The organism is Neobacillus mesonae (assembly GCF_001636315.1).
GTDB lineage: Bacteria > Bacillota > Bacilli > Bacillales > Cytobacillaceae > Neobacillus > Neobacillus mesonae.
The window spans coordinates 5531991-5557457 of sequence record NZ_KV440949.1; the positions used below are offsets into that span (position 1 = coordinate 5531991).

At 35.7% G+C, this 25467-nt stretch carries 32 protein-coding genes and 1 pseudogene; 13 read left to right on the forward strand and 20 right to left on the reverse strand.

Annotated elements, in window-relative coordinates; translation table 11 throughout:
- Positions 1 to 90: 90 nt before the first annotated feature.
- The 4 genes from A6749_RS26010 to A6749_RS26025 all read right to left on the reverse strand — a co-directional run bounded on the left by A6749_RS26010 (position 91) and on the right by A6749_RS26025 (position 3052).
- A complete protein-coding gene (locus A6749_RS26010) occupies positions 91 to 474 on the reverse strand; it encodes a VOC family protein (RefSeq protein ID WP_066399580.1) in 384 nt (127 codons plus the stop codon).
- 285 nt (positions 475 to 759) lie between these two features.
- Positions 760 to 1164: a YciI family protein gene (locus A6749_RS26015; protein ID WP_066399583.1), complete on the reverse strand. Its 405-nt coding sequence runs from the start codon at positions 1162 to 1164 to the stop codon at positions 760 to 762.
- A gap of 513 nt (positions 1165 to 1677) precedes the next feature.
- Entirely contained in the window at positions 1678 to 2580 is a 903-nt protein-coding gene (locus A6749_RS26020; RefSeq protein WP_066401209.1) for an NAD(P)/FAD-dependent oxidoreductase, read from the reverse strand.
- A 79-nt stretch (positions 2581 to 2659) separates the two neighbouring features.
- A complete protein-coding gene (locus tag A6749_RS26025) occupies positions 2660 to 3052 on the reverse strand; it encodes an Rrf2 family transcriptional regulator (protein WP_066399588.1) in 393 nt (130 codons plus the stop codon).
- A gap of 1273 nt (positions 3053 to 4325) precedes the next feature.
- Between A6749_RS26025 and A6749_RS26030 the strand changes: the two genes are divergently transcribed.
- From A6749_RS26030 to A6749_RS26035, 3 genes are all read left to right on the forward strand, one after another.
- Positions 4326 to 4493: an aspartyl-phosphate phosphatase Spo0E family protein gene (locus A6749_RS26030; protein ID WP_153043081.1), complete on the forward strand. Its 168-nt coding sequence runs from the start codon at positions 4326 to 4328 to the stop codon at positions 4491 to 4493.
- 149 nt (positions 4494 to 4642) lie between these two features.
- The gene (locus tag A6749_RS28715) at positions 4643 to 4816 is read left to right on the forward strand and encodes a hypothetical protein (RefSeq protein WP_164745656.1); all 174 of its coding nucleotides are present in this window, start codon (positions 4643 to 4645) and stop codon (positions 4814 to 4816) included.
- Positions 4817 to 5566: 750 nt separating this feature from the next.
- Positions 5567 to 6406, forward strand: coding sequence for a tyrosine-type recombinase/integrase (locus A6749_RS26035; protein WP_066399600.1), 840 nt, complete (start codon positions 5567 to 5569; stop codon positions 6404 to 6406).
- A 110-nt stretch (positions 6407 to 6516) separates the two neighbouring features.
- On the opposite strand, the gene A6749_RS26040 is transcribed toward A6749_RS26035, so the two are convergent.
- Positions 6517 to 7002 (reverse strand): DUF3291 domain-containing protein, encoded by a 486-nt coding sequence (locus A6749_RS26040; RefSeq protein ID WP_066399603.1) that lies wholly within the window; start codon positions 7000 to 7002, stop codon positions 6517 to 6519.
- Positions 7003 to 7307: 305 nt separating this feature from the next.
- Here A6749_RS26040 and A6749_RS26045 point away from each other — a divergent pair, with 305 nt between their 5' ends.
- The 5 genes from A6749_RS26045 to A6749_RS26065 are packed head-to-tail and all read left to right on the forward strand — an operon-like array spanning position 7308 to position 9623.
- A complete protein-coding gene (locus A6749_RS26045) occupies positions 7308 to 7553 on the forward strand; it encodes a spore gernimation protein GerQ (RefSeq protein WP_066399605.1) in 246 nt (81 codons plus the stop codon).
- Between the two features lie 16 nt (positions 7554 to 7569).
- Positions 7570 to 7938: a spore coat protein gene (locus A6749_RS26050; protein ID WP_066399606.1), complete on the forward strand. Its 369-nt coding sequence runs from the start codon at positions 7570 to 7572 to the stop codon at positions 7936 to 7938.
- Between the two features lie 18 nt (positions 7939 to 7956).
- On the forward strand, positions 7957 to 9093 hold the full coding sequence (locus tag A6749_RS26055) for a zinc-dependent alcohol dehydrogenase (protein WP_066399609.1): 1137 nt from the start codon (positions 7957 to 7959) through the stop codon (positions 9091 to 9093).
- A 17-nt stretch (positions 9094 to 9110) separates the two neighbouring features.
- Positions 9111 to 9305, forward strand: coding sequence for a hypothetical protein (locus A6749_RS26060; protein WP_007083743.1), 195 nt, complete (start codon positions 9111 to 9113; stop codon positions 9303 to 9305).
- Positions 9306 to 9323: 18 nt separating this feature from the next.
- Positions 9324 to 9623: a spore coat protein gene (locus A6749_RS26065; RefSeq protein ID WP_066399610.1), complete on the forward strand. Its 300-nt coding sequence runs from the start codon at positions 9324 to 9326 to the stop codon at positions 9621 to 9623.
- A 153-nt stretch (positions 9624 to 9776) separates the two neighbouring features.
- Here A6749_RS26065 and A6749_RS26070 read toward each other — a convergent pair whose 3' ends face one another.
- Positions 9777 to 10874, reverse strand: coding sequence for an L-dopachrome tautomerase-related protein (locus A6749_RS26070; RefSeq protein WP_066401210.1), 1098 nt, complete (start codon positions 10872 to 10874; stop codon positions 9777 to 9779).
- A 487-nt stretch (positions 10875 to 11361) separates the two neighbouring features.
- Here A6749_RS26070 and A6749_RS26075 point away from each other — a divergent pair, with 487 nt between their 5' ends.
- Complete coding sequence (locus A6749_RS26075; protein WP_066399611.1) at positions 11362 to 12132, forward strand: cysteine hydrolase family protein; 771 nt, start codon at positions 11362 to 11364, stop codon at positions 12130 to 12132.
- 179 nt (positions 12133 to 12311) lie between these two features.
- On the opposite strand, the gene A6749_RS26080 is transcribed toward A6749_RS26075, so the two are convergent.
- The gene (locus A6749_RS26080) at positions 12312 to 12704 is read right to left on the reverse strand and encodes a DoxX family membrane protein (RefSeq protein WP_084797990.1); all 393 of its coding nucleotides are present in this window, start codon (positions 12702 to 12704) and stop codon (positions 12312 to 12314) included.
- Positions 12705 to 13131: 427 nt separating this feature from the next.
- On the opposite strand from A6749_RS26080, the gene A6749_RS26085 reads away from it, so the two are divergent.
- Positions 13132 to 13698 (forward strand): permease, encoded by a 567-nt coding sequence (locus tag A6749_RS26085; RefSeq protein WP_066399620.1) that lies wholly within the window; start codon positions 13132 to 13134, stop codon positions 13696 to 13698.
- A 247-nt stretch (positions 13699 to 13945) separates the two neighbouring features.
- Here the strand turns inward: A6749_RS26085 and A6749_RS26090 are convergent, their stop codons facing one another.
- The 5 genes and pseudogenes from A6749_RS26090 to A6749_RS26110 form a co-directional block, all read right to left on the reverse strand.
- Positions 13946 to 14743, reverse strand: coding sequence for a putative protein N(5)-glutamine methyltransferase (locus A6749_RS26090; protein WP_084797991.1), 798 nt, complete (start codon positions 14741 to 14743; stop codon positions 13946 to 13948).
- Positions 14744 to 14948: 205 nt separating this feature from the next.
- Positions 14949 to 15411, reverse strand: a pseudogene (locus tag A6749_RS26095) (NUDIX hydrolase).
- 145 nt (positions 15412 to 15556) lie between these two features.
- Positions 15557 to 15904, reverse strand: a complete 348-nt coding sequence (locus A6749_RS26100; RefSeq protein ID WP_066399626.1) for a MerR family transcriptional regulator — start codon at positions 15902 to 15904, stop codon at positions 15557 to 15559.
- Positions 15905 to 16147: 243 nt separating this feature from the next.
- Positions 16148 to 16549: a hypothetical protein gene (locus A6749_RS26105; RefSeq protein ID WP_066399633.1), complete on the reverse strand. Its 402-nt coding sequence runs from the start codon at positions 16547 to 16549 to the stop codon at positions 16148 to 16150.
- Positions 16550 to 16822: 273 nt separating this feature from the next.
- Positions 16823 to 17548, reverse strand: coding sequence for a MerR family transcriptional regulator (locus tag A6749_RS26110; protein ID WP_066399638.1), 726 nt, complete (start codon positions 17546 to 17548; stop codon positions 16823 to 16825).
- A gap of 358 nt (positions 17549 to 17906) precedes the next feature.
- Between A6749_RS26110 and qacH the strand changes: the two genes are divergently transcribed.
- The gene (gene qacH, locus A6749_RS26115; protein ID WP_066399644.1) at positions 17907 to 18284 is read left to right on the forward strand and encodes a quaternary ammonium compound efflux SMR transporter QacH; all 378 of its coding nucleotides are present in this window, start codon (positions 17907 to 17909) and stop codon (positions 18282 to 18284) included.
- 405 nt (positions 18285 to 18689) lie between these two features.
- Here qacH and A6749_RS26120 read toward each other — a convergent pair whose 3' ends face one another.
- The 6 genes from A6749_RS26120 to A6749_RS26140 form a co-directional block, all read right to left on the reverse strand.
- Positions 18690 to 19100 (reverse strand): hypothetical protein, encoded by a 411-nt coding sequence (locus A6749_RS26120; RefSeq protein WP_066399651.1) that lies wholly within the window; start codon positions 19098 to 19100, stop codon positions 18690 to 18692.
- 357 nt (positions 19101 to 19457) lie between these two features.
- Positions 19458 to 19883: a 3-hydroxyacyl-ACP dehydratase FabZ gene (fabZ, locus tag A6749_RS26125; RefSeq protein WP_066399656.1), complete on the reverse strand. Its 426-nt coding sequence runs from the start codon at positions 19881 to 19883 to the stop codon at positions 19458 to 19460.
- Positions 19884 to 20196: 313 nt separating this feature from the next.
- A complete protein-coding gene (locus A6749_RS26130; protein ID WP_066399663.1) occupies positions 20197 to 20709 on the reverse strand; it encodes a DinB family protein in 513 nt (170 codons plus the stop codon).
- 207 nt (positions 20710 to 20916) lie between these two features.
- The gene (locus A6749_RS26135; RefSeq protein WP_066399665.1) at positions 20917 to 21306 is read right to left on the reverse strand and encodes a YybH family protein; all 390 of its coding nucleotides are present in this window, start codon (positions 21304 to 21306) and stop codon (positions 20917 to 20919) included.
- Positions 21307 to 21393: 87 nt separating this feature from the next.
- Positions 21394 to 21516 (reverse strand): hypothetical protein, encoded by a 123-nt coding sequence (locus A6749_RS29215; protein ID WP_269085717.1) that lies wholly within the window; start codon positions 21514 to 21516, stop codon positions 21394 to 21396.
- A 24-nt stretch (positions 21517 to 21540) separates the two neighbouring features.
- On the reverse strand, positions 21541 to 21753 hold the full coding sequence (locus A6749_RS26140) for a hypothetical protein (protein WP_066399667.1): 213 nt from the start codon (positions 21751 to 21753) through the stop codon (positions 21541 to 21543).
- Between the two features lie 224 nt (positions 21754 to 21977).
- On the opposite strand from A6749_RS26140, the gene A6749_RS26145 reads away from it, so the two are divergent.
- Together A6749_RS26145 and A6749_RS26150 are read left to right on the forward strand one after the other, a co-directional pair.
- A complete protein-coding gene (locus A6749_RS26145; RefSeq protein ID WP_153043082.1) occupies positions 21978 to 23156 on the forward strand; it encodes a YeeE/YedE family protein in 1179 nt (392 codons plus the stop codon).
- 224 nt (positions 23157 to 23380) lie between these two features.
- Positions 23381 to 23851: a DinB family protein gene (locus A6749_RS26150; RefSeq protein ID WP_066399672.1), complete on the forward strand. Its 471-nt coding sequence runs from the start codon at positions 23381 to 23383 to the stop codon at positions 23849 to 23851.
- 555 nt (positions 23852 to 24406) lie between these two features.
- Here the strand turns inward: A6749_RS26150 and A6749_RS26155 are convergent.
- Entirely contained in the window at positions 24407 to 24598 is a 192-nt protein-coding gene (locus A6749_RS26155; protein ID WP_066399674.1) for a hemolysin XhlA family protein, read from the reverse strand.
- Between the two features lie 470 nt (positions 24599 to 25068).
- Positions 25069 to 25338 carry a hypothetical protein gene (locus A6749_RS26160; RefSeq protein WP_066399675.1) on the reverse strand — a complete coding sequence of 90 codons (270 nt, stop codon included), beginning with the start codon at positions 25336 to 25338 and terminating at the stop codon, positions 25069 to 25071.
- Between the last annotated feature and the right edge of the window lie 129 nt (positions 25339 to 25467).

Here is a 25467-nt window from a genome sequence, read left to right on the forward strand (position 1 = left end):
CACAATATAAGGCATACTCGTATTATTTGGCCAACCAGAAAAATCTGGTTGACCCCATATTACGAAATTTTAGATTAAATCACAAAAAAGTCATTTATTTCGAGAAACGATAGCAAGCCAATTACCATCAGGATCCGACACATAAGAACGACGAACTCCTGCCTTATGAACTTTCGGTTCAATGACTACCGGTACTTCGGCCACACGCAGACGGTTAACTGCCTGATCCGCATCCTCAGCCCAAATAGTAAGTTCAAAAGGGTGGCCTGGGGTAGGCGCGGATACGCTTCCTTCCTTCGCTGCTGCGTAGGTTGTCAAGGCGATCATGGAGTCCCCGAGGCGGAGTTCAACATGTTCGGGCTCTCCTTTATCCGGAAAGCGAAAGGTCTCTTCAAATTCCAGAAGATCCCGGTAGAATGTCAAAGAGCGGTTGATATCTGACGTATAAAGATTGGGGAAAGCAGATAAAAACATAAAAATCTCCTCCTAATGTTTATTCGGATAATCTTGCTCAGTTCTTGCGAAAAAAGCTCGTGCATTAAATAATAATTGTTCAAGATAATTAATTAATGTGGGGTAAATACGAACGCTGATCCTTCCATCAGCTTTGTGACGTTCAAAACTTCCTTTTCTTTTAAATCAGTGTTAAAAATTAACCATTCAGGATTTAGCTTAGATTTAAATATGGTGTGTCCGTTAGTTTTTGATACAGGTTGTCTAAAAGGGAGCACGCTCGCCTTTCCTTTTCATATTTTCGCGTTATTCCGCTTCCTTGGCCAACATGTCCGGATCCTCGGTCATCAGCTCTGGTGCCTCAAAAACTTGACGCAATTCAATCTGACCTTCCCCATATCCTTGCGGGTCCGGCATCCTTATTGCCCACTCGATGGCTTCTTCCCTCGACTTCACATCAATCAGAATGAACCCGGCAACCAATTCTTTCGATTCTGTAAATGGGCCATACGTTACCACCGGCTTTTCCCCTGGTATCGGATACGAAAAGCGAATCCCATTTGAACTTGGATGAAGTCCTTTAGCGGCAACCCTCACGCCTGCCTTCACTAATTCCTCATTGTACTTTGTCATGGCTTCAATGAGCTCCGGGCTCGGGAGCTTTCCGACTTCCGAATTGTTCGAGGATTTGACAATTATCATAAAAAGCATATATTTCCTCCCCTTTTTTAGAGGCAAATCCCCTAATTGACCTCTTTATAAATACAACGAACCGGTATCTTCAAAATCGACACTTTAAATAATTTTTTAAACATAACCTCCACACTTCTCAAATTGTACTTTCACCCTAATTTTATCAGTAAGTATTATCTGATTGTTCAATTTTTTTAAAAAATTCAATGCTAATAACAATTTAAATTCTCAATTCACAGGACATGAATTATTTTATTTCTTTTTCAACTATCCAGCCCCGTCACTTCAATAAGAAAAAGCATTACCATTGTTCTAGTAATGCACCCTTTAGTTCAAGAAGAAACTACTTAATACCTAACTATATTCTTTCAAAACTCTCCCTCTAATGATATTTTACCTAATATCCCTTTCATTTGTTGAACTATTCAGCCCGTTTGTTCAATAAGAAAAGGAGGTGCCGCAGCTACCTCCGTTGTTAAACTTAAGCACCCTATAGTTTAAGTACATTGTTTCACAAAGTTTTTAAATAGTTTAATTAAAATCATCTTGAGATAAGTCTGTATTGACTCCCATTGCGGCTCTAGAACCTTCAGCTGCTGCAATAATCACTTGTGAGGGGGCAATAACTGACGTATCTCCAGCGGCATATAGCCCTTCAATATTAGTTCTGCCAAATTGATCAGTTATAATTCCACCGAGCTCGTGTGTTTTACATCCTAAAGATTGACCGAAAGAGGTGGCTTGAATCCATTCAGGTGTCACAAATCCTCCTTTCCTCTTTACCTCTTCACCATCCTCAAAAATTACAGCTTCTAAACTCCCATTTCCGCCAATAAGAGATTTAATTTTTTGCTCATATATTTTAATTCCTTTTCTTTGTATCATATTCTTTTGCTCTACGGTCAATATCTTCTTTCCATTGGTACAAACAATTAAGTCTTTGCTCCAATTGTAAACTGTTTTAGCCATATGGAAAGCAGAGTGGCTTTCCGAAATAATCATTAGCGGAAGGTCTTTCAACTCCCAGCCATCACAATAAGGACAGCTGAAAAGACTTTTTCCATAGAAATCCATAATGTTTTCTATTGCCGGATGAATTTCCTTAAGTCCTGTAGCTAAAATAATCTTCTTCCCTTTAATACATTCTCCTTTTTCGGTCTCGACTTCAAAATGCATTCCCGTTTTTTTTACATCAATAATTTTTTCATTTCTTATCATGATAGAAGGATACTTGGCTATGTCCTGATGAGCAAGTTCTCTAAATTCTCTTGGTTTAATTCCGTCTCTTGTAATAAATCCATGCGACTCTTGGGTAACTGCGTTCCTTGGAAAGTTATTGTCAAATAAAATCACATTTCTTCTTGCCCTGCCTAATACAAGGGCAGCGTTTAGACCCGCTGGACCTCCACCTACAATTACACAATCTAACATAATAATATACACTCCTTTTAATTAAATATATTAAAGACCTTTATTATCTATAATAGGAGGATAAAAAAAGACATCATTTAAATTATACAGATGTCTTTGCTAAATCAGCCAGGGTTTGCCTCCTTAATTCTTCTTCCATTTTTTCTTCGGACTTCAACATTACTTTTTGGATCTGACATTGAGGTCCATGGTCTAATCCGCACTCAAACAATGATGACTTCCCCTCAATAGCAAAAATAATATCAAGAAAAGAAATGGATTCCCATCCTCTTGTCAATGAATATCCACCATTTGCTCCTGATACAGAAGAAACCATTCCTTCTTTTACAAGCTTGGTTAGGATTTTAGATAAGTAAGTTGGTGAAACACTCAGTTTTTCTGCTAGTGTCTGTACCCCTATTGGTTTGCTTGATTTTGACAAGGCTAAATTTAACATTGTATGAAGAGCATAATTAGTTGCTTTTGAGTACTTCAATGTATTCAACCCTTTCTATCTATTAAAGACTATAAGACTCTCTAATATCCATTATAGTTATGTAAAAACGATTGTCAAGAAACATGCTTTATTCAACTAAACTGCCCCTATAGTTTAATAAGAAAATCCGCATAATGATTCTATAAAATCCCCCTCTCTTTTAGTTCACATTTGAATCGAACTGTGTAATAATAAAAGTACATTTATCAAAAAGAAATTCTTTAAAATACTTAAAATTACCCCAAGCACTTTCTAAAGTCATAGTTAGTAAAATATAGTTCCAAGTGTAAACCTCTTATCGTTCAACAATATTGAAGCATCGTTTAGATGCTTCATTTTTATTCCCTTTTGTTACAGGGAAATTAAATACTCAAGCTGCGTTACAATTAACATTATTAATTTTAAAAAAATTACATATTTGTCCAAGTCAAGTTTAAAAAATTTTCATAATATAAAGTAGCACCGTTAACACTGAATACCTCCATTTTAAGAAGCATCGTATAGATGCTTCTTTTTATTTTTTAAAATGGCAGAATTGAATCGAAATGCGACATAATGAAATTTTATATACTTCTCTATAAATGGATTTATTTTTCTATTTTAGGAAAAAATAATTTTTGTTGGACAAGGTATTCACCTCGGAGATCTCCAAACATATGCCTTGTGCCAACGCCAATGTGTTAGAGTCACTTCTAAAAAAATGGCATAAAATAACCCTGAACAAAATATCCTTTGCTAAGCCATTTTGCTTCTGAGCCTTAATGGCTCCTTTTTTACGTTGTCCATTTTTATTGCAGCTTGTCTTAGCGACGCTTCTTTTTTAAGCATTTGTTGTCTTTTTTTGTTAGAAAAAAATTTTCAAGAACACTAAACAATTTTTGATAGTTAGTCGATAATACATATTGTAACTTGTTAATCTCCTTGCAAGTACTAGTATTATTTCACCTGAGCTGTCCTTTTTGGGCAGCTCCTTATCTTATAGTAAACGTCGCAATTTAATTAACACTTTAGTGGTACCGAAGCTTTCTAAAGTTTTAGTTAGTAAAATATAGTTCCAAGTGTAAACCCCCTATCGTTCAACAATTATGAAGCATTGTTTAGATGTTTTTTTTATCCCCTTTTTTGTAAAAACGCCGGTAAATAATTTTTGAAAATTTTTGTCGAAACTATTTTTAATTTCAGTAATTTCTCCTATAATTGTTTTTGTGTGATTTTTACAAAGAATTTTTACTAGGAGAATTCACCTGCTATGACCACGTTTTTGTGTGAACTAATGCTGATTAAAAAAATAGATTTAATGAAAAAGAAAATGGTTAGGCTTGCTCACAGTACGGGTTTTAATAGTCAAGAAACTTTGAGATGTAGCCAAGAATTAGATAACTTAATAAATTTACATATGAAGTATTTTTCTAAAAGAAACAAATTAAGCAATGCATCTTGATGTATAAGAATTTAGTCAGGAGTTTCCTGGCTTTTTTACTTTAAATTTCCCTTTTGGGATAAATTACTAGATCACCCCCCGATATTATTAAGGATTTTTTTTCTTAAAAAGATAATAATTACATTAATATCTAAAAAGGAGATGTTTAAATGACAAATAATAGTAACAACATTCAAGCCTTATTGGGTATTGATATTCGTGCACGCTCCTCTAATAAGGTTATATGGGGTGATCATGATTCTTTTAAAAATCCTATTATCCATAAAAAAATAAATGGTCAAGTGATTGTTCCCCTAGATATTACAAGACTTTGGGGTAGGTAATTAAGAATGGGCTAATCATTTAGCCCTTTTATTTCGCAATTAATGTCATAATTGAAACTTTGACCGATTTAACACAAAAATCAGACAAAAAATTTGTTATAATTATTAATAATTTGTTTAATATAATATTATTATTAATAAGCTTGTTACTAAGGAGTTTGTATAAATTTATTTATATTGTCCGATGAACAATTAATTAAAGCCTTTTTAATAGCAAGCAAGAAAAAATCAGATGAGACTTTAACAAAACTTTCGTATAAAGAAATTATTGTTAGAGGGTTATTGTTTGAGACCCTATTAAAAGTAAATTCTAGGTGGAAATAAATTTATTACTTGTCATACAAATCCTTTGCTTTTGATGTCTTAACCCCAATGTCCGTGGCGTTTTAAAATTTCAATGACTTTATCTGCATATGTTTCATCTGTATTGATAACAAAATAAGTGTTTTTCTTTTTACCTTTTTTCTTTCTTGTTTGTTTAACGGTATTTGCAATGAGTTTCAAATCATCTAGTAAATAACCTGGTACATATCTTCGCAACTCACTGTTTTTTAAGACAGTAAAATTTTATTTCCATGCCTTCTAAATTTGCCAACTCCTTTCACCCCTTAGTTCACAATTAGTGTCAATTGCGAAGTTAATAAACTACTCCTTTTTCCACTAACCTGCCCTTTAGCTTAATAAGTCTATATTTTGATAATCTAGGCAATAATTCCTCTTAAATGGGAAGTTTAAATGGGAGGGATTGGGTTGTTAATATCAAAAGCATGGGAAATATATGCGGCCGACAAACGAATTGAGGGCTTTTCACCGTATACAATAAAAGCCTATGGCATTCAGGCAAAGTTGCTTGTTCTGTATTTCAAGGATGCAGAAATTGCCACTCTTAACTCAGAAAATTTGAAGGAATACCTAAATAATTCATCGGCAGCCCTAAAGCCATCCAGTATGGCTCATAGGATACGGTTTATGAAATCCTTATTCCGTTGGTGCCACGAAGAAGGTCATATACACCATAACCCTGCATCAAAGTTAAAGGAGCCCAAGGTCGGAAAACGCATACCGAAATTCTTAACTGAAAGAGAAATCGAACTTCTGCGTGAAGCGTGTGTTAGCCCGATGGAAAAAGCCTTGTTTGAATTTATGTTTTCGACAGGATGCAGAATTGGGGAAATAGTTTCACTTGAACGTAATTGCATTAATTGGTCCAATCGCTCAGCAATTGTAAAGGGAAAAGGAGACAAGGAACGTGAGGTCTATTTTAATATAAGAGCCGAAATCTGGCTTAATCGATATATCAATGATCGCCAGGATACGGATCCTGCCATATTTGTTACAGAACGTCTGCCACATAGGATGAGCATTGCCCAAATGAGATATGTCATAAAACGAATCTCAGCTCGTGCGGCCATAAATAAGGAAATTTATCCTCATCAACTCAGACACAGCTATGCAACCCATTTGTTGAATTACGGAGCCCCTGTTGAAGTCATACAAAGTCTTTTGGGCCACGAGAAGAGTGAGACTACTCGAATATATGCCCAGCTTAGCGGAAGGGTAAGGCAAGAATTTTATCAAAAGTATTTCTAGAGAAAGAAGCGACGCTGTTGGCGTCGCTTATGTATTCTCGCACCCGTTAGTTTAAGTGTAATATTTCACAAATTCCTCCAAAATAAATAAAAATGTCACAAGTAGGTGCATTATTCTTTTACGTCATTTTTAGTATTAATCAAGAACATCTCCCCTTTTTCATCAAATGCATGCTTGAAATCAAATGCAAAAGGAGTCGGACCATGCTGAATATAATGGTTGTATCTTCTGAATGCCTCCTCCCATGAGACATCCCCCACCATTTCTGTCCACCAAACTACATAAGACAGGTGTTTATCTGGATAAGATTCTATCCATCTGCTTCTATCTCGCAATGCTTGCATATGCTTTCCAGAATAAGTAAAGCGATATAAGGATTGAATGCTTCTCCATACAGTTAGTGTAAGAATAGGAGAACCGTTTCCTTTTACGGTTTCTTCAGGGAAAGGGATTCCTTCGGGTGAAAACATCTCTATTAGCCCTGACTTAGTTGCTTGACGGTATACTTCATTTCCCACTTGAAAAAATTCACGAGAGGCAGGGTGGTCATAGGGGTGGTTTAGCCTACCAACAGTATAAATTGAAACTAATGCCATAAATAGTCCTCCATCTATAGTCTTTTACTAAGATATATTCAAGTAGAAATGTGGAAAATCCTTCTTTAGCTAACCTGCCCCGTTCGTATTATAAGTTCAACCAGATATTTCTGGTTGAATATATTTTTAGCTACAAAAAAAGAACGCCGCAGCAATCAGCCTCAGCCATCACAATAAATGAATTTCCCCCACTTTATGAATATACCAACCGTTTGGGATAATTTACCAATTTTAAAAAAACATTAAAGTCCTCCTTATTCGTTAACACTATTGATTGTATTAACGAATAAGGAGGTTAATTAGAAATGGATAATCAAAAATTAGCCGATCATGAATCATTGGATTTACATGAAATTATTAATTTCAAAACCCTTTGCTTAGCGAAATCAAAACTAATGCAAGGATTGGTATTTGATCATGATTTGAGAGCATTAATGCAAAAAGATGTTGAACAATCCATGCAAGCACTTGGAGAATTACAGGCAATTTATCAACGTGCACCTTTTGAAGCTCCTGTTCCTCAAAACCGGCCAACACCAATAATAAATTGAAAGGAAGGCTATTTCATTGAACAATGACTATTTAGACCCTATAAACTCGCTACACGTACCAGAGCTAGCAGATACCACATTTGCGATGGATTTACTTCTTCGTGCCAAAGAAGGTGTGCGCAATATTGCGGTTGCATTAACGGAGGCTGCATCACCTGATGTTAGAACCTTCTTACGAAACCAGTTAATGCAAGGTATTGCCTTGCACCAAGAAATTACAGAACTAATGATTAATAAAAAATGGTTCCATCCATACGAACTAGGTGAACAGTATAAACTAGATCAACTCTCTGCCAACAATACATTGATGATTGGCAAAATGAATCTATTCCCTGTTGAGACCAATAGAAAAGGTATGTTTGACCGGACACCGGATGAACACTAACACTGGAGGCTGTAACCAATGAAGGCAGTAACCTATCAAGGTATTAAAAATGTTGTAGTCAAAGAAGTTCCAGATCCAAGGATTGAAAAACCAGATGACATGATTATTAAAGTAACAAGTACAGCTATATGTGGGTCTGATTTACATTTAATTCATGGCATGATTCCTAACCTGCAAGAAAACTATGTTATTGGCCATGAACCAATGGGAATTGTCGAAGAAGTTGGTCCAGGTGTGACTAAGCTAAAAAAAGGAGATCGAGTAATTATCCCCTTTAATATAGCATGCGGTGAATGTCATTACTGTAAAAACCATTTGGAAAGCCAATGTGATAATTCTAATGATAATGGTGATATGGGTGCCTATTTCGGATATTCTGGTACGACGGGTGGCTATCCAGGTGGGCAAGCTGAATATTTAAGAGTGCCATTTGCCAACTTTACTCATTTCAAAATTCCAGAGACTTGTGAAGAACCAGATGAAAAGTTAGCAGTTATTGCCGATGCGATGACTACAGGTTTTTGGAGTGTTGACAATGCAGGTGTAAAGGATGGAGATACCGTTATTGTTCTTGGCTGTGGTCCGGTTGGTCTTTTTGCTCAAAAATTCTGTTGGTTAAAAGGGGCAAAGCGAGTCATTGCCGTTGATTATGTCAATTATCGCCTGCAGCACGCAAAGCGCACCAACAAAGTAGAAATTGTTAACTTTGAGGACCATGAGAATGTAGGAAGTTACCTGAAGGAAATCACCAAAGGCGGCGCTGATGTTGTCATTGATGCAGTTGGTATGGACGGTAAAATGACTGATATGGAGTTCCTTGCAAGCGGAATGAAGCTTCAAGGGGGAGCATTAGGTGCGTTTATCATGGCTTCACAAGCAGTGCGTAAAGGCGGGACAATTCAAGTTACTGGCGTTTACGGCGGCAGATATAATGGTTTCCCTCTTGGAGATATTATGCAGCGAAATATCAATATCCGCTCCGGTCAAGCACCTGTCATCCACTATATGCCATATATGTTTGAATTAGTTACGACCGGAAAAATTGATCCAGGAGATGTCGTAAGTCATGTACTTCCACTTAGTGAAGCAAAGCGTGGCTATGAGATTTTTGACACAAAAATGGATGATTGTATAAAAGTCGTGTTGAAACCTTGAGGAAGGAGGTATAAAAAATGAACTACGCCTTACATGAAGTTCTTGAGGTCCATGAGATGGCTGCATTTAAGACCACTTGTTTAACTAAATCGAAAACGATGAAAGCGTTAGTTACAGATCAGCTATTAAAAGATATTATGCAGCAAGACATTGATGTATCTACGAGACAATTACAAGAATATGCTTCTATCCTTTCCAACGCTAAGCAGTAAATTAGGAGATGAATGAACATGAATCCAATCATTGAAACTTTAACGGGCATGGACGGACTATCGGATCAAGTAGTTGCAATGGATCTACTCATTTCAGCTAAAAGTGGAGTTAGAAATTATGCGTTGGCAGTTACGGAGGCAGGAACACCGGAAATTAAAGAAATTCTCACTCGCCATTTAGTAGAAGCTCTTGATATGCATGAACAAATATCAGCATATGTGGTAGAAAAAGGATGGTACCATGCTTGGGATACAAACGAACAAATCAGTTTGGATTTAAATAATATCAATACAGCATTGAATTTACCGACATTATAAAAAATTTCCAGGAACAGTTTAACACTCACCAAATAAACTGTTCCTATTAAACCATTTTGAGTTTATTTGGCAGAAGTAAATAAAGTTAATACTTCTTGCTTACTCGTGTTTGTTTTACACTATATAATGAAAACAATTAATTGGCTATTTTTATTATGAAAAGGTAGGTGCAGGAAATTCATCAATTTTGATACGAAGTAAACTATAAGGTTTCTGTCGTAAGTCTTTTCCATAATGAAATCTAGGCTGTCGATGTAATTGGTTCACAATGACATACAAATATTGATCCGGACCAATTGAAAAAGTATCCGGCCACAAAATTCTTGGATCATGTGCGATAGTTTCCATTATGCCATTTGGCAATATCTTACGGATACTGTTGTTTTCATAATCTCCAGCATAAACAGTTCCATTTGCATCGGTGATCATTCCATCAGACGCACCTTTTTCTCCCCAGTATTCCACATGATAAGGTAAATCCATGTCCGGTATCGTTATGTCTCTCAGGGCTTCTGTTGAGATCGAGTACAAATGACGACTGGTTAGTGGAGCAAAAAATAATATCTTTCCATCGGGAGAAATCGCAAGACTATCAGACGCCAATCTAAATGGAGAGGTTGAACCGTCTTTGTTTCGATTCATTAAAATTTTACCTTCTACTTTCGGTAAAAAATACGGATCGGGTGAAGTTGAATTTGCCCCATTTAACCGTCTAAACGCGTTTCCATTTGATAAATCTATGACGATAATAGCTCCTGGTCCTCTTGAAGAAGAATCCGTTATATAGGCATAACCTGCTTTTCCAACACGAAAATCAAAACGGACATCATTCAGATAAGTTGTAGGCAGGACAACATCTTCTGTAAAGGTATATACTTTTCTTATTGTATTGGTTTCTAAATCAACAGCGACTAATTTTGCCCCCCCTTTAATAGGTTCAGAAAAATTGGGTGCCGCTGTATCTAATATCCAAAGCGTTCCCCTTCCATCAGCAACTACACTTTGGACACTGATGAAAGTCTTTTTGATATTCTCGGGGTTAACCAAATTGGTTTGTAAATTAGGATAAGGCTGCAATTTATCCTCAACAATTTCCGCCACCGTAAATTTAACATCGTCTCCCCATTTCGGAAAACAAATGAAAATACGACCAGTTTCTGAAACAGTAACACCTGTAGGCATAGCCCCATAAAATGCATAAACTAGTTCTAAATTACCGAAATATTTTTCACTAGGTAACATAGGTTTCATATTATCCTCCTCAAGCATTCAAACGGGATATCTCCTATATATGATTTATATTTTTTCTAGTGCATGTTTCTTAATAAGTTTTTCTATACGATGATTGAATTGATTGTTTTCGAAATTTAATAAGTCTGTCAGAAGAAATGAAACATTTTAATTTAAAACGTTTAGCTGTTATAAATAAAAATTGGGAAAATTATTTTCTTTTTAAACTTTGCGAAGAAATGTACTTTAGCTAAACTGCCCCTTTAGTGGAATAAGAAAAGCTGCCACAATGACAGCTTGATCTACAACTCTTGCACCCGTTACTTTAAGTAGATTTCTTCACAATCTTCTGCTAAGCCCCGTCATTTACTCATATCTTTATTAATTATTTTCGTATTAATTTGCCAAACCAAAACTTTATTCAAGAGGAAGAACTTTATCAACATGCATTTCACCCGTTCAAAAATTACATAATAAGCGTATAGAAAATTATTGAAGGAGAATCCCAATGAGAAAAATTCTACAATGTATCTTTCTGTTTTCTTTTATTGTCACTCTTGATCTTTATTGTTTTAATCAAAACTCAGTCGCTGCACAAATTAAGCCTCTTCCAACACCTGGAATGAAGGTAGATCCTAAGAATACTGCTTTGGTGATTACAGATCCACAAAATGACTTTTTAAGCCCAGATGGTGTAGCATGGAATTTAGTCAAAGACAGTGTTGCTAAAAATCATACTATCGAGAACATTGAATTATTATTAAAAACAGCAAAGGTAAATAATTTCAAAGTGTTTGTGTCCCCTCATTACTATTATCCATATGACCAAAAATGGCGGTTTGGGGGAGCTATGGAACATTCAATGCACGCACTTAAAATGTATCAACGAAAAGGTCCATTATCGCTTGAAGGCTTTAAGGGTTCTGGTGCAGATTTTCTTGATAGATATAAGCCATATATTGAAGATGGACAAACTGTAATCACAAGTCCGCACAAAATTTATGGACCCGAAGCCAATGACTTGGTTTTACAACTGCGAAAACAAGGAATCACCAGCGTTATTCTTGCAGGTATGTCTGGAAACCTGTGCGTTGAATCCCATATGCGTGAACTAATTGAACAAGGCTTTGAAGTGTCAGTGGTTCACGACGCAACAGCAGCCGCAAAAATAAATAATTTAGATGGAGATATAGCTGCAAAAATAAATTTCCGTATGATTGCTAGTGCCTCATGGTCTACAAATGAGATTATAGATAAAATGAAATCAAGTCATAGATAAAAGCCTCGAGTTTGGAGGCTTTTTTGATAGAGGGAAATTGCAAATAATAATCGAATAAAGATGTACTTGTTATTAAACTAAACTGCCCCGTTTGTTTAATAAGAAAAAAAGACCGCTACTGCGATCAAACTTTAACTAACGCATTTAGTAAGAAAATTTGAATTAAAATAATTGGTATTTTAATGAGGCGAGTTCGGTTTTCTCTCTAATACACTCATAAAGTTATTTTTATAATAGAACAACAAAAATCCGAGGGTGAGGACAAGCATTATCGCTAAAAGAAGTAAAGAATGGTCTAGAAACAAATGGAGCAAGAAAATATTGGCTACAATAGGCGATAATATTGCAATGGCTAATGGGATAAATTGATTGAATATAAGTAATATCCCACATATAACTTCTAAAGATTTTTCTGCAATTAAGAGGTATTTAAATTCGAATAATGCCATTGCTTCTGGACTAGTTGCTATAAATGGTTCAAATCCAAAGATAACAAAATATCCGTTTATACCTGCAATCAAAAAAACGAGCCCTAAAAATAATCTGCTTATGTGCATTAAAATTTTAATCACTAGCCCCCCCCACTTAAAGACTATTCAAACCAAAATTATTAGAACTCAAAAACTTGGGAATGTTGGGCTATTTCGAGGTTATTTAAGAAACCTGCTCGTTAGCTCAATAAGGAAAGGAGTTACCGAAGCCCCCCGCTTGTTAAACTCCAGCTGTTCTTTAACTCTTGCACCCATTAGTTTAAGTTATAATCTTCACAATCTTGTTTTACCTTAACAAAATCTAATCCCTAATGTGTAGTGGAATATCAAAAAGACGCCTTCTTACTAAAGAAAAGCGCCCGTTTGTTGAACAACCTAATGGGGTATATAAAAACTCTAATCGCTAAAATTACACAAATTTAACAATTATCTCCAACAAAGAACATAAAATTTAATTATAATAATATGGATTATTCATTATTATTTCTATTTTTAGGAGATGGTTGAGATGTTCGCTGGACATTTTGGAATTGCTGCTGCAGTGAAAAGTAAAACCCCAGAACTGCCACTTTGGTCGCTGTTGGTTAGCACTCAGTTACTTGATATTGCCTTTATTCCATTCAATTTAGCCGGGATGGAGTCAATAGAACCAATCGGCGAGGGCGGCTATGCAAAGATGATGATTTATGCATTTTACTCTCATTCTTTCATAGGGGCCATGTTGCTTTCAATTCTAGCAGGGTTCCTTGCTGGTGGTTTTTGGGGTAAAAGATCAGGGGTGATTATTGGAGCTGTAGCTTTTAGCCACTGGGTTTTGGATTTAATCGTTCATCGTCCTGATCTACCCATTCTCCCGGGAAACGCAGGCGGCCTCCCTCTCCTTGGTTTAGGATTATGGGACTATGTTTTTGCAAGCATCCTAATCGAACTTCTCTTCATTACAACTGGTTCTATTTTTTATTTCAGACACGTACTCCAGTCTTCTGATCCTACACACAAGGGAAAAGCCATTATAGCTGGTTGCATAATGACAGTCTTTCTCCTTCTTTCATTATGTATTGACGTTTTCTCATAATAAAAGCATGATTTAATCATATATTGAATCATGCCACACCTCTTTTATTTACGATTCGATTGATTCTACACCCTTAGTCATAATCGAATTGTATTCATCAACAATCTGGCCCTATAGCTAAAGAAGGCACAATTCTTTTTCAAGAATTGCGCCCTTTCTTTAATTGAATAAGAACTTTTTGTTTATTAATATATGGTGCTAAGAAATTATCATTTCATTTGTGATTAAGACAAAGTACTTATTTCCTCTAAAAACCAGACTTTGACCCGATAACGATAGTGGCATCCAGTTCCTCGTCTCTAGCCACTTTTGTGGTAAGCCCAGCACCTGAAAAGATTTCAAAGGACTGCGGTGCCTGCATTTCGCTCGTCTCTATTAAAAGATGTCCTCCCGGTGCCAGCCAGAGAAGTGCTTCTGCTGCTACTCTTCGCTGAATATCAAGTCCATCCCCTCCTCCATCAAGCGCCTCCTTCGGTTCATGTAAACGCGCCTCCTGTGGGAGCAGCTTTATTGCCTCGGTAGGAACGTAAGGTACGTTCGCAACTAGGATGTTTACATGACCTTTAAGGGAGTGGGGCAGAGCTTTATACAAGTCACCTTCAAACACACGACCACCGAAATCCGTTACGTTGCGGCCAGCACATCGTACTGCGACAGGGTCAATGTCAATAGAATACAATTCAACTCGTCCTAAAGCTGCCGCCAGTGCTACACCCACAGCACCTGACCCGCAACATAGGTCAACGACGATATCACCAGAACATGACAAGGCTTCTGCCTGCTGAACAAGAAACTCGGTACGTTTTCGAGGCACGAAAACGCCTCGGTCCACTTCTATCCGCAAACCACAGAACTCTGCGTATCCAACAATATATTCAAGAGGCAAACCATCGGCTCGCATTTCCACCATATTCTTGAGGTCCTCTGATGTTCGAGCCTCTGAGATAAGTAACCGGGTCTCATCTTCCGCGAATACACAACCCGCGTTCCGAAGACTGTGAATTATAGATTTCTCCGTTTCATTATCTAAAAATTTTTTTCCTATTTATCTCACCACTTTTGAAAGCATATTTATAACCTTATATTCTTTAAAAATTGGAGATATCCTTCTTCAACAAAATGGCCCGATTGTTGAATAAAAGCTAATGACGATTGTTCAACTAAACTGCCCCGTTAGTGGAATAAGAAAAAGGGCTGTCATAGCAACCCAGCTGTTCAACTAAATCTCCCGTTAGTTAAACAAGGGCGATTCAAATTAGTTGCTCATTATACACGCTAATTGGGTATATTCTCTCTTGTAATAAGTTATTAATTATTTGCTTTATTACACTAGGTTCTCGTAAGTCTTTGTTTTCAAATATTACAAGTTCATTTACTTTTATCCACTTGCTGTCAGAAATTACATCTTCTTCGAGATTTAGAGAACCTCCTGTAACTTCACCAACAAAATGAAATAAAATAACTTGATTGTTTGTATTACTAACAAAATTATATACACCAGTGGTACCAATTAGTTTTACATCAAACCCTGTTTCCTCTTTAACTTCCCTCTGAGCTGAATAGAGAATGTCCTCACCGTTTTCGACATGACACATGACCACTTGGAAAGTTCCACTTATCAATTGCAGTAGGTTTATTTTCTTTTATAATCAAGACTTTATCGTCATTAAAGATTGACACACTTGCTACTAAAACAATTCCATCTTGCGACATCTGAGTTCTCCCCAATTCCCTCTTAAAATTAATTTATATCTTTTATACCTGTTTAGCTTTCTTTCACTAACCTGCCCCTTTACTTCAATAACAATGGGCAACAATGGGGCAATGTCCTTATAGAACTCTTGCCCTCGATAATACCTTAATGATTACCTGTCTTATATTGTAACCACTTGTCTATCTCTGCTTTTAAAAATCGTTCCTGATTAGAGATCTTTAAGTATGGGATAAATTGATAAGTGTCATAACTACCTAGTTTTGCTCTTTCCGAGTCATCACTTAATATAATATTGTCTATTGATTTTTGGCTTATCTGGAGATATTCGGAAAGCTGTTTTTTAGTCATCAAATCAGGTATTGAAGTTGTTGTTGTTTGTGAATTATTAACTCCATTTGCTGATTTTGAATAGATATTACTAAACATAAAAGCTGATATTAATATTGATATACTCAATATTAATGAACCAATTAAATACGTTGACTGTTTCACCTTAATACCCCCTGAAATTTTCCTTCTTCATGAATTTTACGCATTAAGTAAAAAAGCGATTCTGCTTAGGTACAGAAACACATAATATATTTCTATATTAGCATCCTTTTTTATCCAAAGAGATTAATTATTTCTAAACTTTTCCTATTTTTATTCAACTAACCCGCCCCGTGTGTTCAATAAGAAAAGGAGGTGCCGCAGCTACCTCCGTTGTTAAACTCAAGCACCCTTTAATTGAATAAATCAACTGTGTAAAGATAAAAATTCTTTGGTTATAGAACTCAACTGATTATTGACGTTAGGTGAATTAAGAATAGCTTGAAGTACATTTAAATAGTATTTCTTTTGCTCTCCTTCACTACCATTAATTATTCGATTCAGCATCCATATGGTGTGATAAGTCGGAGACCTTTGTATTGATTGAACCAACTTTTCTTCATAACCGTTTCCGTAGAATTGTTCAACAAAATGGACTAATTGACCTGGAGATCCAAAATCAACATCTGGATTTTGTTCTATCAGCTTAAGAATAGGTTCAACAGCATCAAAGGCATTTTCAAAACTTTCGATTTCTTCAATAACATCATAAGCAATATCAAAAAATTCTTCCTTACAAACGGAGTTTTTTAGAATTTCTAGTTGCATATTTGCAGTCCATAAAATCACCTTTACAAATAGGAATTATAACTGAATTCTACCATTTTCTTCTTAAACTATCCTGCCCCTTCAGTGGACAAGAAAAAAAGCCGCTGCTCCGACACTTTGTTAAACTCCAGCATCCGTTTAAGTATAACAGTTCACAATGTTGTTCTTTGAGTATGTAAAAGCGAACTTTTCTTAAGAATCGCATTTTGTTAGATGAAAAAGAAAACCGTCTGCATTAAATCGTACAAACAGTTTTCTTGGAGAAATAGTCAATTAAATTTTAGACATAGCTTCTTTAATATACTTATAAAGGTCTCCATCTATCCCATATTGCAAAGGATTGTTTGGGTTCTCTAAATGGAAACGTTCTGCCGATTTTACAATTTCTTGGTCACCAGCAGTAAACTTATCCATTAATGACTTCCACTTTTTAGCTAACTCCATTACTTTTGGATTTTCAGGCGGAGTATTTTTTTCTAATTCTGCCCTAATATCTGCGACTAAATTAGACCATTGACTTTCAATTTGTTCCTTTTCTTCGGCACTAATATTATCTGTCTGACTTTTCATTTTATCTAACTGTTCTTGGGAGAAATATTTTTCAACCATATTAATCACCTCAATTAATTTAATAAATTGGTTAGCACTTACATCCTTTTGGGAATTCAATAGCGTATATATGCTTTCTAATCTTGAGTAAAGTTCCTTTTGTAGTTCTATTTGCTTCCTAACTTTTTGTAATTGCATTCTTATTACTTGAACACGATTTAGACTTTGTTTTTCAATAATTTCTTTTATTTCTTCTAAAGAAAATCCTAACTGTTTTAAGGATATAATTTGTTGTAATTTCCGTATATCACTTTCGGAATAAATCCTGTGGCCTGAATCTGAAACTTGTGATGGTGGTAATAATCCAATTTGGTCATAATGGTGTAATGTTCTAACTGTAAGCCCAGTAAGCTTTGCCAACTCACCAATTTTCCAAGTGCTTTTGTCCATAATCATCCCCTCAAATTCGTACGAACTGTTTTTGTCGACAACTTAAGTATAGAACCTAACATTACGTCAGGTTCAAGACCTTTTTTAAAATTTTTTTATATTTTTTATTTTTACTAAACAGCCACTCTTTTATTTTCTTGTTATACTAAACTCGTTAATGAATATGAAAGAGGGCTGCCACAGCACCCCCTGCTGTTCAACTATAGCACCTTTACCTTAGGTACATTTCTTGTACAAACTTGCAGGTGAAAGATTGGAAGAATAATTATTTCGAAGGTATTATAAAGTTATGTATGAGCGAGAATTCAGGGCAAGCATTTGATCAATTTATAAACATGATTTTGGAGGACGAATAGGAATGTCGTATCTATATTTAATGCTTGCAATTATTGGAGAACTAATTGGGTCCTCTTTATTAAAAGCATCTGAAGGATTTTCAAAACTCTATCCGACCATTGGGGTAGTCATAGCTTTCATTGGTTGTTTTTTCTTTTTGTCATTGTCACTGAAAACTATCCCCTTAAATACTGCTTATGCAATATGGTCAGGCTTGGGTCTTGTTTTTACAACGGTCATTTCAGTTTTAATTTGGAAAGAAAAAATTAACATGGCAAGCATTACGGGAATAATACTGATTCTTATAGGCGTTATCATATTAAATGTGTTCGGACCAGGACATGGAAAATCTGGTCATGAAACAGGCAAAACTATTACAATCAGAGAAAAATTGGAATAACATTATAAATTCCTTCTTCCACTAGCCTGCCCCCTTAAGTTTGAGTGGAAATTTTCACAATATCTTTTATCAAATATGTTTTTCGAGAATATACTGCTAAAATAAAAAATGAGCGCTTAGCCTTATTCCAGGATAGCGCCCTTTGGTGGAAGATCTGATTGAAGATACGCAGCCGTTCGTGAACTTTATAAGAGCCTCTTCCGAATGAGGTATAGCTTTAATATAAAGTTTGAACAAAAATATATCATATGAACCTGCATTTACGGTAAATCAAAAGAATCCATTTTGAAAAAAGTTTGATCAAAATGGATTCTTTCTTTATTATTTCGAGTGTGATTTTATAAAAAAGCTTAATCATTTTTGGGCTGTATTCTTAAACTAAAGCACCCTTCGTTGAAGAAGCCTTTATTTTTCAAATCTCACTAACGTTTTTTCTGGTATTTCAATCTGGTCAATATCAAAGTTATTGATTTGGAGAATTATCTCACCCTCTCGTTTATCAGTTTCTTCTCCAATCCAACAGCTATACAGTTCAAAATAATCCCCTTTTTCAAGATAACTGTCCATTCTTTTGCAAAGTTCTAACAGCTTTACTTTTGATTCAGCATACGTTACTTGATTCATATATTCCGAAATCTCAATTCCCCAGTGACTTGATACCTCGTAAACATAAGGGGTAGTAAACTGATATTTCCTTACATTTTGCAGTTCGTTTACCCCTGCAAAACATCTTCCAATGTAAAAAGAAGCGTCTGAATATTCATCATCGTTAATTGTTAATTCTATATTACAGCCAATGTAGGAAGCTAAACTCATTCTCATTCACTCCTTTGGTAATCCTTTTAAACTATTCTGCCTCGATAGTTTAATAAGAAAAAATGACCGCCGCAGCGAACCTCATCCTTAACAAAAGCTCCCTTTTGTTAAAGGTAACAGTTAAAGTTTTTTCTTATTATGGAACCCACATTGGGAATTGAATAGATAAAATTACAATTGGAATTGCTTCGGGTGGTCAAGAATTAACCGACTATAAACAAATTCGTGATGTCTAGAGGGATAAGGGAATTTCCCTTGTCCCTTTATCATTACAGCTTTTAAGCTAACACCCCCGTTAGTTCAATAAGACACTCTTTTGTCCGACAATTTGAATGACATTTTAGAAATTAATAGCTTTTAATCACCAAATGCAAATATTATCTCTGTTTCGCAAACTACTTCTCCATCAACTGTAGCAATGCCTTTGCCTTTTCCAATAGGACCTTTTAATCGGGTTATTTCAACCTCAAGACGGAGTTGGTCTCCTGGTTTTACTTGCTGTTTAAATCGGCATTTATCTATACCTGCTAAAAGCCCTAATCTTCCTTGGTTTCCTTCTTTAGTTAACATTACAACAGCACTTACTTGGGCTAATGCCTCTACAATTAATACGCCTGGCATAACTGGATAATTGGGGAAGTGTCCGTTAAAAAAGTCCTCATCCACAGTCACATTTTTAATACCAACTGCTCTTTTACCTTCTTCTAATTCCAAAATTCTATCCACTAAAAGAAATGGATAACGATGTCTAATAACTTCCTTAATTTGTTGAGTATCTAACATCATTAAAACCCCCATAACAATAATATTTTGAAAAAATCTATTTATTGCTTTATTTTATCACTTGGTATTAATAGTTGATACTAAAAGAGTGAGCTTCTTTAACTATACTGCACCGTTAGCGGAACAAGAAAAAAAGAGCCGCCACCGCAGCCCCTTGTTGAACTCTTGCTACCCGTTAACTTAATAACTTCAACAAAAATAAGTGATAATCATTCTTGGACTATCGCACCCGTTACTTAAAGTATATTATTTCACAAAGTTAAAAAATTTTTTTACCCTTTACTTAAACAGGAATCCATTGATAATAATAAGTTTAGTGCTCCGCATCTAAAAGTAATTTTATCTCTTTTATTTGTTCTGTGTGCCGCTGTTCATGCAAATATATCTGTTCAATCCATTGGTCAAGTGGTAATTCGCCTAAAGCAGGATGCTTAAATGATTTTTCCGCCAATATCGATTGATCATCTATAGTACTGAGGAAAGTCAGAAATTGTTTTCTCGAATCGTTTAGCAAATCAATGATAAACTGAACTTCAAATGGTTCTACATCTGGTTCGACGATTTCGGGAGCTTTAAACTTTTTCGTTCTATCCAACATAAGTTGAACGTTTTTACGTTCTTTTTGAGTATGATCAACCTTTTTTAATCCCCACGCAATAGCCTTTATTGTTGCCTGTTCCACTAAAACTAAGTGATGACAAATTTGTGCTATACTCCACATATTCATATCAGGTCTACTGTTAAATTGAGTATAACTTAATGAAGAAATCTCCTTTACTAAGTTATTTCTCGTTTCATACAGATTGTCATTTATTAAATTACTCATGAAATTCTCCCTTCACAAGAAAGTAAATATCTAGCTTTCTATTCTGTGTATATTCTCCACGATGAAAAGTATTCTTTTACTATTCTGCTTTCGTTTACATTTTCCTTTTTAAACCATCTTCTTCGTTACTTCAATAAAAAACGTCTCCACGCATTGTAGAAATGCACTCCAATAGTGTAAGTACAATCCTCCACAATTTTTTATACTCTATTTATCAATTAATTCCGTACCATATGAGTTGTCTATTGCACACAGCCATTCGCCTTGTGAATTTTTCTTAAACACATATGTCGCCTTTCTATCCATAGAATATTCGTTATTATTTTTATCAGCATCAAGTAGGGTTTGGGAAATAACTAACGCAGTGTCTCCAGCTTCTAATATAATCATTTCCCCCTGTGTTGGTACAAGGGAATTATTGAAGTATTTTGCAATTGCAATAAATGCTTTTTTTATATCTTCTCTACCTCGTGCAATCATTCCAGGTTTTACAACTAAAATTGCGTCCTCAGTATAGTAGTTTATCAATGTATCAACATCCTCTTGCTTGATTGCAATGTCGCACTTCTTAATAAATTTTTTCAATTCGTGTTCCATCAAAATCCTCCCCTTACATCAACTAACTATATAAAATATAACACATGAATTAATCTTTTTATTGGAAAATAAATGAAACTTTTTCAATTAAGTAATTCCTTTTATACAAACCTGCTCCGTTACTTGAAGAAGGAAAATACCTTGCTCCTCTAATTGAACCAATGCACCTGTTAGCGCAATAATTAAAAGGGCTGACGTTGGGAAACCCACATTTATCTCTTTCCTATTAGCTTGTTACTCTACACACACAGGTGCACATCGTATTTCTCCACCTGGTTCAAATAAACCATTGCTATGTGTGAAGTCCGTAACCGTAGTTCCAGCCGTAAATGATGCGGCACTGATAAAGGTAAAAGTGTACGTTTGTGTTTGACCTGCTGGTTGAGAAAGGTGAGCAGCTCCAACTCCTTCTGCTTCTCCTGCAAAGGACCCAGATGGATAATGCATTAGAACATTTTCCCCTGTTTATACTTTTGTCCTAACCTCCTAAAATCGGAAGTCCCCTTTTCCTTTACATTTCATCTGGATTGTATTAGTATAGAATAGCATTAAATCATACTAATCCCATGGGTTAAAGAGGTGAATTGAAATTGTCTCAAACAGTTGTAAGCACTACTAAATCGTTAAATCATAAATCCCATTCAACCACTATAGTTACCAACCTTAGCCCGATGCAAAAAGGATTGGTTACAGTCGGGATTATTATATCTCTAATTCTATTATTTGCTATTGTGCATTTATCTAATTGGATACAAGGCAGCCTATTCATTATAGGTTTATTATTAGGAGCAACATTGCTTTACGCCCGGTTCGGATTTACGTCTGCTTTTCGAAGACTCGTTTCAGTGGGAAATGTTCAGGGACTTCAGGCACACATGTTGATGTTTGCTGTCTCAACTACATTATTTGCTATTATCCTAAGTACCGGCTTTAGCTTAACTGGTATTGCACCACATGGGTATGTTTCCCCTGTTGGTATTAGCGTAATTTTTGGGGCTTTTCTTTTTGGAATAGGCATGCAGCTCGGGAATGGATGCGCATCAGGAACCTTATATAATTTAGGCGGAGGCTCATCTTCTATGATCCTCACTCTGATCGCCTTTATTGCAGGTTCAACTCTTGGAGCCTATCATCTGCCATTTTGGAATAATACGCCTGCTCTACCTCCTATTTCTTTAGCAGAAACTACTGGCCTGGGTTATTTTGGCGCTTGGCTTATTCAAATGGTTGCTTTTATCGCTATCTATTTGATTACCATTCAGGTTGCGAAAAAGAAAAACCCTCCAATAATGAAACCACTTCCGACAACAACTGGTTGGAAAAAGGTTTTACGTGGTTCATGGCCATTATTTATGGCAGCCATTGTTTTAGCAGTACTAAATGCATTAGTCCTTACTGTTCGCGGAAATCCATGGGGAATCACTTCTGCCTTTGCTCTATGGGGTGGAAAATTTCTTAATACAGTCGGGGTAGATGTTTCCAGCTGGGGTTATTTTGCCGGACCAAACGGACAGGCACTTAAAAACACAGTCCTGGCGGATTCAACAAGTGTGTTGAACTTTGGAATCATATTAGGAGCCTTCATTGCATCTTCTTTCCAAGGTACTTTTAAGCCAAAAAAAATAAAATTAGGTATAGCCGGTGCGGCTATTCTTGGAGGCTTATTAATGGGATATGGTTCCCGTCTTGCATTCGGATGTAACATTGGAGCCTATTTTGGCGGTATCTCTTCCTTTAGCATTCACGGGTGGGTTTGGGCCATCATGGCAATGCTTGGAACATTCGTTGCATTGTATATCCGTCCATTATTTGGGTTAAAGGTTCCATCATCAAAAGACTCATTTTGTTAATTAAATTTCGGCTTGCAGAATTAATTTTCTGCAGGCTTTTTTTATGCTTTAGGCACTCAAGCCGCAAATTAAGGCAGCCGGCTATTCAAGTAACGCCTCCGATAGTTGAAAAAGCAAAGTAAATACATTGATTCAAAAATAGAGGAAAAAATTTCCCTCCTTTATATTGGAACGAACATTCATTCGTGTATAATTATGATATGCCTATCGAAGGAGGAATTATTTTGAATTCAATTGATTTAATTATTTTAAACTTTAATGAAGTTAGAAGAAGAAGCATTAAGGTTTGGACATCTATTCCTGAAGAAAAACTCCAATGGAAGCCAGATCATGGAGCAATGAATTGCATAGAAATGATTAGACACGTATTGGAAAGCGAATATTATTACCACCTGGCAATTAAAAATAGAGGGAGTTTATCTGTTTTTGACTCCCCTTTCGAAAATAGAACATTCACTTCTGTAAAAGCAGAATTGGAATTTGCAGAACCATTTCGAAATGAATTCATAGATACAATCAAGTCCTTTACTGAAGAAGACTTGGAAAATATAAAGATTGACCGTTCCGATTCAGGGTACGTAAGAGATTTAGGTGACATGCTTTTACGTGTTGCCTATCATGAATCAGTTCATACTGGTCAGTTATTGGATTATTTAAGAACAGTAGGCGTTCCAAGAATTCGTATCTGGGATTAGCCATTACATCGGTGCAATCACAATAGTGATGCACCTTTTTAATTAGAAAGATTTTTTGGATATGAATGTTAGACAAAATCCAAGTTCTGTTCTTAAACTAAACTGCCCCGTTGAATAAGCTTTGGTAATTTTTATGATTTAACATCAAAATGTCAGTGAACTTGCCTGTTCATTCCACACATTAATTAACAACTATCTTTTTAGCGTACAACAATCTTTGTCCTATAAAATATTTATGTAATTTAGGCTGTTAATTCTCTATAAAAAGTTAAAAATCCTTTATATTAAAAGAAAAATGGCATAGTCAATCCTTATGCCATTTCTTGTTACAATTTATGCTACCCTTTCCTTCATCGACCCAAAACGGCATGAATGACAAGTATAATTCCCCAAGCGATGCATGTCATACCGATAATCAGTTGCAGCGAAGGGGGAAGCCCCTTTTTCATGTATGCCACCTCCATAAATTCAGCCAAAAAAATTTAACCACTATTTTCCTCTCCTTTTAATTTAAATAAAAAGCTACCTATGATGAGCAGCTTATTGTTAGTTCACCTAAAATCCTTTAATGATTAAACCAAGCAATGTTGTTATAATTGCTCCTACGATAATTCTAAGAATCCATGTTGTATTACTTTTTATAGACGCAATATCCTCTTTTACGTCTTTGATATTTGTTTCTGCTACGGCTATTCGTGTTTTAACATCTGAAATATCGTCCTCGAGTTTATCAAGACGCTTGTCCATTTATTCCACTCCTTTAAACTTAAAGCTTTCTTATTATAATATTTCAAGTTTGAGGATTTTGAATGGACAATTGATGTATACCCTTATAAATAAGCAAAATAAATCAGAATACTCAATTCGGATGCTAATAATAACCTAATTGGAAGATACCGGTTCCACCCCAACACATACAAATTAGCCGCAAACAATTGGAGATTCTCAATATTAAACTTTTGTTGACAACCATTTTCTGAAATAAACTTGATGAATTCTCAACCACAATTCACTCTTCTATTTTCAAAATAAAAAGAGAGCTCATTTGAGCCCTCAAATTTGATAAATATTATCTAATAAACGAATTCCATTAGTTAGTTATAAAAAGCCACCAAAAATGGCAGCTGAATATTTAACTCCTAGTAGCTGGTACTATGAAATATTTCAATCTATCTAGTCCCTTTTGCCCTCATTTTGTTGAAAAATTCAAACCATCTCTAACAGCCACAGCAGCCATGATGGAATGGATTGCCGTCATATCCCATGCCGTAACCCGGATAACCTACATAACTCATCCCATAACCTGGGTAACCACCCATGCTCATTCCTGGGTAACCGCCCATACTCATTCCTGGGTATCCACCCACGCTCATTCCTGGGTATCCACCCATGCCCATTGCCGGGTATCCACCCATGCCCATTGCTGGGTATCCACCCATGCCCATTGCTGGGTATCCACCCATACCCATTCCAAAGGTTCTTTCCATTTTTATCTCCTCCTCAAATTGTTTCAAAAATAGTGTATGTGTCCATTTTTAAAGAGGAATAGATATTTGCCTATTTATAAACTATATCTTCATTGTACTTGTATTAAGAAGACAATTAGCAATAGTCAA